Consider the following 12784-nt stretch of genomic DNA (forward strand, 5'->3'; position numbering starts at 1 on the left):
CTTTTTTTTTGTCCGGACACCCGCACCATGACCCCTTCTGCCCGCGCGCTATGGGACCGCTATCGCGCCCTGCATCCCGACGCCCCCGAACAGCCGTATGAAAGTTTCCACTTCTGCGACAACCAACAGGACGCCGACATCTGTGCCGATCTGGTCGTGCGCGGCATCAAGCGCGCCACGGCGGCCTCGGTCGAGGAACTGAAGCTGTTTGACATGCGCCCCGCCCGCGTCGGTGATGTTTCGGTCGTGACGACATGGGATGGCGAGGCGGTCGCCATCATTGAAACCACACAGATCGAGGTGCGCCGTCTGGGCGATGTCGACGAAGCCTTTGCCCTGCGCGAAGGCGAAGGCGACAAGACGCTGGCGTGGTGGCGCGCCGCCCACGAAGCCTATTATCGCCGCGTTCTGGAAGGCACGGGCATTCGCGTGGACGATGACCTGCTCATCGTCTGCGAGCATTTCGAGCGCGTGCTGTAGGCCGCAACCGTTCTGTTTCACGCATAGAAAAGGGCGGCTGGATCACTCCAGCCGCCCAGTTGTTTGATTGCCTACAGGATCAGTAACGCCAGATCAGTAACGTAGGCGCAGGGTCAGACCATAGGTGCGCGGCTGACCAAGGAAGGCCGCATAGGTCTGGCTGTCGCGGGCCGGATCATAGAAGCTGCCGTCCGGCTGGACAGTGTTCTGGAAGGCCGAACCCATCAGGGGCTGGTTGATAGCCACCTGCTTGTATTCGGTATCCGTGATGTTCTGGCCCCACAGTTCCAGCGCCCAGCGACCCGTGTCCGAACCGAAGGTGATACGGCCGTTCAGTACGCCGAAACCGTCCTGCATCTTGTAGGGCAGCAGGTCGGAACCGGTGTTGAACTCGGTCATATATTTGCCGGTCAGGTTGAAGCCGAACTTCAATCCGTTGCCGATGTCACGATCAAACGCCACCGACGCCGTGGTCGACCATTCCGGTGCGAACGAAGCGCGCGCGCCCGGCAGCAGCGACAGTTGCGGGAAGTTACCCGGCGAGGTCAGGTCTGCAGCGGTGAAATCACCATATTTGGTGTCCGTATAGGTGAAACCACCCGACAGGACGAGACCTTCAACCGGCGTGAACCATGCGAAGTCGGCATCGACGCCGCGCGAGGTTAGCTCTGGAATCGACTCCACCACGAAGGCCGTGCCGAGGAAGGTGTTCAGCTGGAAGTCTTCGAAGGTTTGGTCGAAATAGGTCAGGTTCAGCAGGACCGAACGGTTGAACAGGGTGTTCTTCAGACCGATTTCATAGCTATCCACGGTTTCCGACGGGAACAGCAGCGAGGCGTTCGGCATGATGCCCGTCTGTACACGGTCCATATTATAGCCGAAGGACTTGTAGCCCTTGGCATACGAACCATACAGCATGACGCTGTCATTGAACTTGTAGCTGGCCTTGATCGTGCCGCTCAACTCGCCATCGTCGAAGGATTCCGAGATGCGGCGGTTGTCATAAAGCGGGTTGGCCCATGGCAAGCACATGGTGCCGATAATGGTCTGGGCCGCTGGCGCTCCGGCGACCGGATTGCCTTGACCCAAGGCCGTCGCCAGCGCGGTCATATTGCCGATGGCACCGCCACAGGCCAGACCGTTAATGCCGACATTATCCTGCAGACCACGGAGTTTCTTCTCGTCCATGGTGTAACGAAGGCCCAGCGTCAGATCGAACTTGTCCGTGACGCGCCATGTGTTGTTGGTGAACAGGGCCACAGACTGGGTGGTCTGGGTATAGAGGTCCTGCACGGCATGGCCGCTGCCGAAACCGGGGCCGGTCGGGGCCGTCTGGCCGGTGACGCAACCTACAATCCCCGCCGCCGTCATGCCCGGAGCCGTAATACAGCCAGCCAGACCCGGGCTGATCGGAATGGCCGGATTGGCCGCGTTCAGCGAGGACGACAACAGCATCGACAGGAACGGCGTGTAGTGCGCGCCCATATAATAGCTGTCATCGCGGCGGATCTGCTCGCGGGTCGCGAACACACCGAACAGCCAGTCCAGCTTGTCGGTCGCACCCGCCAGACGGAATTCCTGCGTCACATTATCCAGCGAATAGCCGTAACCGCCGTTGTTCTCGCGGTACATGATATCCAGCGTGGAATAGTCGAGGTCCATGCCGTTGATGCCTTCCCATGCGCGCCACGAGGACACGGAGGTGAAGGTCGCATTCCACGACGGGATGTCGATATTGGCTTCGGCCGACAGACCCATGTCTTCCATGGTCTGGCCGGTGCCACGGTTGGAATAGGTGGTGCGGCTGAACGGCACCTCGCCAAAGCCCGGCGTCGGCGCGGCGATCTGACCACCCAGAGCATTGACGATACCGACGGTCGGGCCGACGCGAACCTGCGAGGCCACGCAGCAATATTCATCGCGCTTGGTATAGTCGGCAATCAGGCGGATCGAGGCGTTTTCCGACGGCAGGATCAGCAACTGGCCCCGCATGGTCCAGAAGTCCTGATTCTGGTCGTCGGTTTCGGTGCGCGGGCCGTTTCCGGTCACCACGTCATAGAAGCCGTCGCGCTTACGGGTGCCGACATAAAGACGGCCAGCCACTGTGTCGCTGAGCGGGCCGGTGACCGAAGCGGTCACGCCCCATGCGCCGAAATTACCGGCTGTGGCTTCGAAATTGGCTTCCGGCGAGAAGGACGGAGCCTCGGAGATGATGTTGATAACGCCCGCCGAGGTGTTCTTGCCGAACAGGGTGCCTTGCGGGCCCTTCAGGACCTCGATGCGGCTCAGTTCGCCCAGATCGCCAAAGCCGACCGAGTTGCGCGAACGGTACACACCGTCGATCACCACACCGACCGAGCTTTCCAGACCGGGGTTGTCGCCCACCGTACCCACGCCACGGATACGCGCCGTGGTCGAGGCCTCGGACTGGGTCGAGGTGACCGTCATGCCCGGGGTCAGAATCTGGAGGTCCTTGATGTCCTTGACGCCGGCGCCATCCAGTGTCGCTTGCGACAAGGTGGTGACCACAATCGGCACTTCCTGCAGGCTCTGTTCGCGCTTCTGTGCCGTGACAATGATGTCATCGACCGAGGTTGGTGCGTCCTGTGCCGCAGCAACACCCCCGATGCTGAATGCCGCGCCAAAGGCGACGGCCGACACTGTGGTACGGAGTCTGGTGTTAAATCGCATAGCTAATACGGCTCCCGGCTTTAGCCCGACCGCATTTGAGCGACCGCGCCCGTTTCCTGTCCCAATCGGACTGCCGCTCGTTCATCGACGGCAGTTCCGTATCAAATTGGGTAAGCCAAGCCTGGGAAACCGACAAGACAACCAAGTTACGCGAACAGAGTTTTATGCCGCATCATCATCTTCTGTGGCGTGAAAGCGACACATTTGGATGACGTTAGGTCAAGGTATTTGCAGGGTTTTCAAGTTCGCGTGAGTTTAGTCCTCATTTTTCTTGATCGTACGGTTCGCCTGACGCCGCGACGCCAGCCCCAGGACCAGCGCCGCCACTACCGTCGACAGCAGCGAACCGCCGATTACACCCAGCTTGACCTCGACCTGTTCCAGTGAATCGACCGCGCCCGGAAACGCCAGAACGCCGATAAACAGGCTCATGGTGAAACCGATGCCGCACAGCAGGCTGACACCATAGACCTGTAGCCACGACGCGCCCGACGGACGGTCGGCAATCTTAAGCTTGGTCGCCAGCCATGCGGCCCCGAACACACCGATCTGCTTGCCGATAAACAGGCCCAGCGCAATCGCCACCACCAGCGGCGCAAACAACTGTTCCAGCGACAGGCCCGCAAAGCTGACCCCCGCCTTGGCAAAGGCAAAGACCGGCAGCACCAGAAACGCCACATAGGGGTGCAGGTCATGCATCGCATCGCGCAGAGGGCTGGCCCCCGTTTCAGGACGCGGATTGACCGGCACGATGGCGGCAAAAGCCACAGCCATCAGCGAGGTCGAAAGCCCCGACTTGACCGTCAGCCACCACATGGCCCCAAAGCCCAGCACCCAGAAGGCTGCCGCCAGACGCCAGCGCCCCAGCACCGCCATCACAGCAATCACCCCGATGGCACCGAACAAGGGCAGCCACTGCACACCCTGACTGAACAGGGCCGCAATCAGCATGATCGCCCCGAGGTCGTCGACAATGGCCAGTGTCAGCAGGAAAACCCGCAAGGACGACGGCAGGTTCTTGCCCACCAGAGCAAAGACAGCCAGCGCAAAGGCAATGTCGGTGGCCACCGGAATGGACCACCCCTGCGTCGGGCCGCCCATCAAATTACTGATCGCCAGATAGACCCCGATGGGGGCCACCATCCCGCCCAGCGCCGCAATAATCGGCAGGGCCAGCTTCTTGGGATTGCTCAGCTCACCCTTGAGAATTTCGTATTTGATCTCGAGACCGACCACGAGGAAGAAGACCGCCATCAGGCCTTCCTTGATCCAGTTGGAGGTGGTCTCCACCAGCACCAGCGGGCCGATTTGAAGGGTATGCTCGGCCTTCAGCCAGCTAAAATAATCCCCCGCCCACGGCGAGTTTGCCACCACCAGCGCCAATAGCGCCGCAAGGCCGAGTGCGGCACCGGAGGCCGCCTCCGTTTTCAGGAAGTCGAGTGTAAGTTTCTTGGCCACGTCAGAGATCCGATAATCGGGTTGAACTTCATGGCGTCAGGTTATCGACGGACGCCGGACCGGATTCGCAAGGGATAATACTCGACAGAGCATAGCACCCGAACGCCGGCCTGACACCGCAACGGACAGCTGATAAGCGTCACAGAAGCCAGTGCCTGATCTCTGCGGCTATAAATACGGCACTGGCCCGCAGGTTCAACCCCTATTGAGCGGTTGCGAAATCCTCTGCGATGGCCCATCTGCGGGCCATGCCCGTCAATAATGCCTACCGCCCCGATCCCCGCTTTGCCCAACTGGGTGCCGAATACGGCGAAACGGTAGGCTCGGCAGAGTTTCCGCAAACCGTGCTGCGTCTGCGCCATGACCGCGCCGCCGTAGAGGTCGGTCTGGACACGCTGTCGGATGAGGAATGGCTGACCCATTTCGGGCGCTTTGAGCCCCTGCCCGGCCAGCCGGAACCGATTGCCATGGCCTATCATGGCCACCAGTTCCGCGTGTACAATCCGCAGATTGGTGACGGTCGCGGTTTTCTCGCCGCCCAACTGCGCGACGGCGCAGACCGACTACTTGATCTGGGAACCAAGGGTTCGGGCTTAACCCCGTACTCGCGTCATGCCGATGGGCGTTTGACGCTTAAAGGCGGTATGCGCGAAGCCTTGGCTGCGGCCATGCTGGAAAGCCTTGGCGTACCGACCTGCCGTATTCTGTCGCTGGTGGAAACGGGCGAGGAACTGGAACGCGGTGACGAGCCGTCGCCCACCCGCTCGGCGGTCATGGTGCGTCTGTCGCACAGCCATATCCGTTTTGGCACCTTCCAGCGCGCGGCCTATCACGGTCGCCGCGACCAGCTGGGCGTCCTGCTGGAACATGCCCGCAGCACCTATTATCCGCATCTGGCCGAAGGCGATGCCGCAGGCTTCCTGCACGAAGTTGTTCAGGCGCAGGCCAAGCTGTGCGCCCGCTGGGTCGCCGCCGGTTTTGTGCATGGCGTGCTGAACACCGACAATCTGAATGTGACGGGCGAGAGCTTTGATTACGGGCCGTGGCGCTTCCTGCCGCATTACGAGCCAGGCTTTACCGCCGCCTATTTCGACCATGACGGGCTCTATGCCTTTGCCCGCCAGCCCGAGGCCGTGTTCTGGAACCTGACCCAGCTGGCTGGATGTTTGAAACTGATTGCCGAGCCGGAAGGTCTGGTCGCCGCGCTAAACGGTTTTGGTCCGGCCTATATCCGCGAACTGCGCGCCGCCTTCCTGATGCGTCTGGGTGTGAAATCGGTGGGCGAAGCCGCCGACCAGCGCCTATTGGACTGCACGCTGGCCCTGCTGCGTGAAAAGGGCGAGGCCCTGCGCTGGGAGCCTCTGTTCTTTGACTGGTTCGGCGGGTTCTCGTCGGCGGCGCGGGCGCTGGGTGGTGCGCGTGGCAAGCTCTATCAGGGCGAAACATTCGATGCCTTCCGCTATGCGCTGATGGAACACGAGCCGGATCGCTTTGAGCGCCTCGAACACCCGATGTTCCGCAAGGCCGATCCCGAAGAAATGCTGATCGACGAGGTCGAAGCCCTGTGGGACGCCATTGCCGATACCGATGACTGGCAACCGCTTTACGACAAGCTGGCCCGTCTGGAGGCCGCGCGCGAGGCGTGGGATTTTGCAACAGTCGCGCAGTAAAGCCGCCTTCGTTCACATCGTGTGACAGTTTTAGAGCTTTGCCGTTGCAAATGATGGTAACAGACCCCACCTGCTATTCAGCAACTACACCTGTTACCATATATCTCCAAGTTTCTGACATGACGGACCACACCCTACCCCTTTCCATTTGGGGCAAACTGAAATCAGGCTTGCAAAAAGCCGCCTGCGTTCAGGCCGTTAACGCGACCGAAAAACCCGCCATCGCCCCGCGCCAGCAACGTGTCCGCGCCATCTGGACCAATGCCATGCTGTGGACGTTTCAGGGCTGGCTGGCCATGTTCTATGCCGGTGCCAGCTTTGCCAAGCTGACGGCACCGCCAAAACATCTGGCCATATTGCTGGGCTGGGCCGAGCATGTGCCACAGTCATTTGTCATGGCCGTGGGCGCGATCGAAGCTGCACTGGCCATCGGCATGTTGGCCCCGATTATCGGCTGGGCCATCGGCAAGCCTGTCCTGACCTATAGCGCGCTGGGCCTGCTGGCGATCCAGAGCCTTGTAACCCTGTACCATCTGGCCAGTTTCGACATTCTGGCTGTGATCCTGAACATGGCCCTGATGGCCATGACCGCGTCGATCCTGATGTTCAAAACCGCACGTCACGTCGCCTAAGCCAAGAGACCGGGACACCGCCCTTGCGGTGCTCCCCGTCCTTGGAAGCTGTTGCAGCGCCCTGCCCCACCCCCGCAATGCGTTGTCAACGCGCCACGCCGTACAGGCAGAACATTAAATATCAGACCAATGTTCTGCCAGATGCGTATTATTTGTTGACTATCCCTACGCAAATGCCATCGTTATCCCAATAATATATAATTGGGGAGTGAACTGATGGTACCTAAGCGTCACGTATATGCTTCGTTAGGGCTGATGCTCAGCGCAAGCGTTCTGCCCCTCGCGGGTCCAGCCCTCGCGCAGGAACAGTCCAGCACACAGCTGGGCGAAATCGTCGTAACCGCCCAGAAACGCGCGCAAAATCTGCAAGAAGTGCCGGTCGCTATCACCGCCTTCAACGCAGAAATGGTCGAGCAACTGGGTGTGCGCGACGCGCTCGACATCAGTGGCATGGCCCCCAACGTCACCATCATGCAGGGCACCACCAGCAACTCGGCTGCGGTCATCTCGATGCGCGGCATCTCGAACGGCGGTAGTGAGTCCTTCGGTCTGGACAGCGCCAACGGGCTTTATGTCGACGGTGTCTATATCGGTCGCTCGGGTGCAGCATCACTGGATGTGATGGACATCGAGCGCATCGAGGTTCTGCGCGGCCCGCAAGGGACCCTGTTCGGCCGTAACACCACCGGCGGTGCCATCGCCTTCATCTCGCGCGCACCGTCCGACGAGTTCCGCGCCAAGGTCGAGGCCGGTTACGGCAACTATAATGCCTGGAACGTCCGCGCCACGATCGATCCGGGCGAGATTGCCGGTTTTGCGACCAGCTTCAGCTATAATCACAGCCAGCGCGACGGCGTGGTCGACAACATCCTGCAACCGGACGATGCCAAAGACCCCGGTGCCCGCAAGTCGGACTCGTTCCGCGCTGCGGTTCGCCGCGAGTTCGGCGGCACGGCCAGCGTCCAGTACATCTTCGATTACAGCAAGGTTGACGGTATCACCACGGCCTTCCAGCTGACCCATGTCGGTGACGGCACGCCGCGCCAGCCCATCTTTATCGACGGCCAGCAACTGCTGATTACCCAGCCGGCACCGGTCGGGCCATATATGGCAGGCGTGACCTTCACCCAGCCGGAATGCGCCGCCTATTCTGCGCCCACGCGCAGCTATCGCGACAAGATGTGCAATGACCGCCCCAATACGGCGCTCGATGAAACCTGGGGTCACAACCTCCAGATCGAGAACGATTTCGGAGCGTTCCAATTCAAATCGACCACCGGCTATCGCATCTGGGAAAGCTCCAACGATACCGATCTGGACGGTTTGGGCACCTTTAGCGGTCCGGTCTTTACCCAGGCCACCCTGATGAACGGCCTGCCGGCATCCTTGCTTGGCTTTATTGTTCCCGATCAGGCGACCGCCAACTATCTGGCCAGCCAGTCGGTGCCGCGCCAGACCCTGTCCTTCTTCGAGACCATGAACCAGCGCGAGCACAAGCAGTTCAGTCAGGAGCTGGAATTCGCCGGTGATACCGACACGCTCGACTGGGTCGTGGGCGGCTTCTACTTCCACGAGAAGGGCAACGAGAACAACCCGCAGAACAGCGGCTATGTTCTGGACACCAACGGCATCTTCCTCGGCAGCTTCGGCGCTCTTGGTCCGTCGCTTGCGGCCGCCAATCCGGCCCGCTATCGCGCCGTGATCACGCGTTCGTCGCTGGTCTATGAGGCCGAAAGCCAAAGCACGGCCCTTTATGGTCAGGGCACCTATTATGTGGGCGGCCGTGACGGCAAGCTGCGTCTGACCGCAGGGGGTCGCTACACCTGGGACAAGAAAGAGCTGAACCGCACCCAGAACGGCGCCGCTCCTCTGGCTGTGACCGAGCATGGCGATGCCAAGTTTGACCAGTTCACCTGGAACCTGATGGCCGCCTATGACCTGCGCGAGCACATGAATGTCTATGGCCGCATCGCAACCGGCTATCGTTCGGGTGGTTTCAACTCGCAGGATCCGGTCATCCCCGGCACCAAGGAACTGGCCAGCTTCGACCCCGAATCCGTTATCTCTTACGAGATCGGCCTGAAGTCGGAACTGTTTGACCGCCGCTTCCGCCTCAACGCCTCGGCCTATCACAACATCTATACCGATCTGGCCGTCAACATCCCGCGCGTCGATGCCCCTCCGGGCACCTTTGCGACCCGCGTCGGCAATGCCGGTGAAGTGACCTATACGGGCTTCGACATCGAAACCCAGGCCATCCTGAACGATAATTTCTGGGTTGAAGCCAACCTTGGCTATATCGACATCGAGTATCAGGAATTCATGACCGGCCAGTCCGTCATTCCGGGCGCTCCGCCGATCAACGTCGCCTCGATCACGGAGGCGGGCTATACCTCGCCGCTGACCGCCAGCGCGGCTGTGAACATGGAGTTCCCCGTTTCGTTCGGTCGCGTCTTTGGACGCCTCAGCTACACCTATGAAGACGGCAAGCTGAGCTTCAACAACTCCCTCGGTGTGCCGTTCAACGAAGAAATCCGTGGTGATGACCGCAACGTCATCGACGCCCAGATCGGCGTCGATGGTCTGAACTTCGGCAATGCACAGGGCGAGGTCCGCCTGTGGGTCAAGAACCTGACCGACAGCCACGACTTCGTGCGCGGCGTGGACTTTGCGGCTCTGGGTCTGGCGGGCGGCTATTATGCCGATCCGCGCACCTTCGGCATCACGGTCAGCGCCCGCTTCTAGGGCACAAAAACAGCTGGTGCGGATGACCGCACCGGCTGCCAATAAAAAGCCCGCCGGTGAAAACCGGCGGGCTTTGTTGTGTCTGGTAGCCGCACTCAGGCGATCAGTTCATCCACCGCCTCGGAGGCCCCGCGAATGGCGCCTTCGATATAGCCGATACCCTTGGCATCACCCGCCACATGGACGCGATAGCCCAAGGCCGAAATCCGCTCGGCCAGTGCGGTGTCTCCGCTGGCTCCCATAGCCACGATCACATGGTCGGCGGCCACGGTATGCGCCTTGCCGTCCTTGTCGCCAAAGGTCACAGCGGTCTTGCCGATGGCGATATCGGTGACCCCGCCATGCAGGCGCACACCATGCTCCATAAGCTCGGACAACAACCGCGCACGGCGCACCAGTGTCAGCCCGCGGCCCAGATGGCTCGCCGGTTCGATCACGGTGACATCGCGCCCGCGCTCGCACAGGAACTCGGCCAGTTCGACCCCGACCAGCTCGCCGCCGATAATGACGATCTTGTGCCCCAGCGGCATCCATGTGTGCGACACCTTGCGCACAAACTCCAGATTGTCCGTCAGGCCCGTAGCGGCCCCGATCTTGGTGGCCAGACGGGTCAGGCTGCCGGTCTTGCGTTTAAGCGCGTCCGACGATTGCGCCAGCAACAGGTTGCGCATGTCATCACCGCTAAAGACATGCGGCAGGTCATTGCCGACCAGATCGGGCATATCGCGCCGCCCCCCCGTGGCCACGATGACCGCATCGGGTTTCAGCGCCGCCAGCAGTTCGGGCGTGGCTTCGGTGTTCAGCCTCACCTCGACAGACGAGCGTTTCACCCGCGCGATCAGCCAGTCCAGCAAGCGCTCGTTCGCCGGATAGGCCAGCGAGGCAAAGCGCAATGTGCCGCCCATACGGCCCGACTTTTCGATCAGGGTGACGCGGTTGCCCGCCTCGGCCAACTGACAAGCCGCCTCCATGCCGCCCGGTCCTGCGCCCACAACCACATAGGTCTGGCCGCTGATACGGTGGGGTTTGTGCTGCCATTCCAGCCCCGTCTGCGGATTGACCGCACAGCGCACCGGATCTTGCGAATAGATGGCGCTGACGCAGGTATAGCAATAGACGCAAGGCCGGATCAGATCGGCCTTGGCCTCGGCCAGTTTGTTCGGCAGGGACGGGTCGGCCAGCACCTTGCGGCCCATGGCCAGAAAATCATACTGGCCGTTGGCGATGTGCCGCTCGGCGTCCTCCATCTCGACACGGCCCGACGCAATCACCGGAATGGCCACCTCGGCCTTGATGGCGGTGGCCGCAGGAATATTGGTCTGCGGCACATGCGGAATGTTCGAGCCGGAATGCAGTTTTCCAACCGCCGCATTGTGATAGCTGGATACCGTTATGGCATCCACGCCCGCCGCCTCGACCAGCTTGGCGGCGGCTATGGCGTCCTGAAGGGTGATGCCGCCTTCCTTGCCCGCTTCCCACGCATCCAACTTGCACCAGAGCGGATAGTCGGCCCCGACCTCGGTGCGAATGGCGGCGATAACCTCCAGCAACAGACGAAGGCGGTTCTCCAGCGGACCACCATAGTCGTCGGTACGGCTATTGGTCTTGGGCGAGATAAAGGACGACAAAAGATAGCCGTGGGCCGCATGGATTTCGATGCCGTCAAAGCCCGCTGCCTTGGCCCGTCGTGCGCCCGCTGCAAACTGGGCGATCACCACATCGATATCGGCCTTTTCCAGCACCTTGATGGTCGGCATTTTCTTGGGCGCAAAGGCCGCCAATTCCTCGGGCAGGAAATAGCTGACGAAATCCCCCTGCAAGGCTGGCGGATAGGACGGTGCCCATAGCGGCACATCATATTCCCCCGCCGAATATCCGGCCACCAGCCCGCCATGGTGCAGTTGCGCGGCGATCTTTGCCCCGTGGCAGTGCGCCCGTTTCACCATCTCGCTCAGGCCTGCCAGATAGCGGTCATCGGAAATGGCGGTCTGGTGCGGCACCACCGCGCCGACCGGCCACGCCACCCCGACAACACCCGAGACGATCAATCCGGCACCGCCCTTGGCCTGTGCCTCGTGAAAGCCCATCATGCGTTCGCCGACTGTGCCGTCGGCTTCGGACAGGATGACACCCATGGCCGAGACAACCATACGGTTGCGCAATTCCATCGTGCCGATGCGGCCCGGGGACAAAAGGCGGGAATACTCAGCCGACATGAACAGTCCCCGCCCGTACAGACGAAAATTTAAACGCCTCTGTCATTCGCATTTCCTCGCCACCATGCTTTATTGATCGTTGTTATCGAGAAGTTTTATGCCTTTCACTACGCAAATCAAGGATTTCCCATGAATTACGGGTTCGACGGCAAGGTCGCACTGGTGACAGGTGCCAGTGGCGGTATCGGACGCGCCACCGCGGTCGCATTTGCCGCCTCTGGCGCAGCGGTTGTGGTGTCCGATGTGAACGAGGCAGGCGGGCTGGAAACCGTCGCCCTGATCGAGGCGGCGGGCGGCAAGGCGGTGTTCCAGCACTGTGATGTGGCCAATGCCGATCAGGTCAAGGCGCTGGTGGCGCGGGCGGTTTCCGAATACGGACGCCTCGACTTTGCCCACAATAATGCCGGTATCAACTCGATGGGGGCCAACGAATACGAGGATGACGTCTGGGCCCGCAGCCTGAGCATCAATCTGAGCGGCGTCATGTACTGTATGCGTGAACAGGCCGAGGTCATGCTCAAACAGGGTAAGGGTGCCATCGTCAACACCGCCTCGATCAATGGTCTGGTCGGCAATGCGGGACAGCCGGCCTATGTCGCCACCAAGCATGGCGTCGTTGGTCTGACCCGCCACGGTGCGCTGCGCTGGGCCAAGGCGGGTATTCGCGTCAATGCCGTCTGCCCCGGTGTGATCGAAACGCCGATGACGGCTCCGCTGGCGGCCAATCCCGACATGCGCAAGATCATGGACAACCTGACCCCGATGGGCCGCATGGGCCGCGCCGAGGAAATCGCCGGTGCGGTTCTGTGGCTGTGTTCGGATCAGGCCAGCTTTGTCACCGGCCACCCGCTGGTGGTGGATGGCGGGGCCACCGCGACCTGAGCCACCCCGA

General features: G+C 61.2%; 8 protein-coding genes. 5 read left to right on the top strand and 3 right to left on the bottom strand.

What is annotated here, in order from left to right:
• Positions 1-27 precede the first annotated feature (27 nt).
• On the top strand, positions 28-480 hold the full coding sequence (locus FHS64_RS00475; protein WP_167174088.1) for an ASCH domain-containing protein: 453 nt from the start codon (positions 28-30) through the stop codon (positions 478-480).
• Positions 481-573: 93 nt separating this feature from the next.
• On the opposite strand, the gene FHS64_RS00480 is transcribed toward FHS64_RS00475, so the two are convergent.
• Both FHS64_RS00480 and nhaA read right to left on the bottom strand, forming a co-directional pair.
• On the bottom strand, positions 574-3171 hold the full coding sequence (locus FHS64_RS00480; RefSeq protein ID WP_167174091.1) for a TonB-dependent receptor: 2598 nt from the start codon (positions 3169-3171) through the stop codon (positions 574-576).
• A gap of 255 nt (positions 3172-3426) precedes the next feature.
• Positions 3427-4629 carry a Na+/H+ antiporter NhaA gene (nhaA, locus tag FHS64_RS00485; protein WP_167174094.1) on the bottom strand — a complete coding sequence of 401 codons (1203 nt, stop codon included), beginning with the start codon at positions 4627-4629 and terminating at the stop codon, positions 3427-3429.
• A gap of 248 nt (positions 4630-4877) precedes the next feature.
• On the opposite strand from nhaA, the gene FHS64_RS00490 reads away from it, so the two are divergent.
• The 3 genes from FHS64_RS00490 to FHS64_RS00500 all read left to right on the top strand — a co-directional run bounded on the left by FHS64_RS00490 (position 4878) and on the right by FHS64_RS00500 (position 9676).
• The gene (locus tag FHS64_RS00490) at positions 4878-6299 is read left to right on the top strand and encodes a protein adenylyltransferase SelO family protein (RefSeq protein WP_167176160.1); all 1422 of its coding nucleotides are present in this window, start codon (positions 4878-4880) and stop codon (positions 6297-6299) included.
• Between the two features lie 170 nt (positions 6300-6469).
• Positions 6470-6931, top strand: a complete 462-nt coding sequence (locus FHS64_RS00495) for a DoxX family protein (protein ID WP_167174096.1) — start codon at positions 6470-6472, stop codon at positions 6929-6931.
• 255 nt (positions 6932-7186) lie between these two features.
• Positions 7187-9676 (top strand): TonB-dependent receptor, encoded by a 2490-nt coding sequence (locus FHS64_RS00500; protein ID WP_208380477.1) that lies wholly within the window; start codon positions 7187-7189, stop codon positions 9674-9676.
• Between the two features lie 95 nt (positions 9677-9771).
• Here the strand turns inward: FHS64_RS00500 and FHS64_RS00505 are convergent, their stop codons facing one another.
• Positions 9772-11892 (bottom strand): oxidoreductase, encoded by a 2121-nt coding sequence (locus FHS64_RS00505; protein ID WP_167174102.1) that lies wholly within the window; start codon positions 11890-11892, stop codon positions 9772-9774.
• Positions 11893-12021: 129 nt separating this feature from the next.
• Here FHS64_RS00505 and FHS64_RS00510 point away from each other — a divergent pair, with 129 nt between their 5' ends.
• Positions 12022-12774 (top strand): SDR family oxidoreductase, encoded by a 753-nt coding sequence (locus tag FHS64_RS00510; RefSeq protein WP_167174105.1) that lies wholly within the window; start codon positions 12022-12024, stop codon positions 12772-12774.
• The last annotated feature ends 10 nt before the right edge of the window (positions 12775-12784 follow it).

Source organism: Brevundimonas terrae (assembly GCF_011761985.1).
Taxonomy (GTDB): Bacteria; Pseudomonadota; Alphaproteobacteria; order Caulobacterales; family Caulobacteraceae; genus Brevundimonas; species Brevundimonas terrae.

What these genes read in the sequence shown, in the direction of transcription:
- FHS64_RS00490 (WP_167176160.1), top strand. Translation starts at nt 4,878, where the DNA reads ATGCCCGTCAATAATGCCTACCGCCCCGATCCCCGCTTTGCCCAACTG.
- FHS64_RS00480 (WP_167174091.1), bottom strand. Translation starts at nt 3,171, where the DNA reads ATGCGATTTAACACCAGACTCCGTACCACAGTGTCGGCCGTCGCCTTT.
- FHS64_RS00500 (WP_208380477.1), top strand. Translation starts at nt 7,187, where the DNA reads ATGCTCAGCGCAAGCGTTCTGCCCCTCGCGGGTCCAGCCCTCGCGCAG.
- FHS64_RS00510 (WP_167174105.1), top strand. Translation starts at nt 12,022, where the DNA reads ATGAATTACGGGTTCGACGGCAAGGTCGCACTGGTGACAGGTGCCAGT.
- FHS64_RS00505 (WP_167174102.1), bottom strand. Translation starts at nt 11,892, where the DNA reads ATGTCGGCTGAGTATTCCCGCCTTTTGTCCCCGGGCCGCATCGGCACG.
- FHS64_RS00475 (WP_167174088.1), top strand. Translation starts at nt 28, where the DNA reads ATGACCCCTTCTGCCCGCGCGCTATGGGACCGCTATCGCGCCCTGCAT.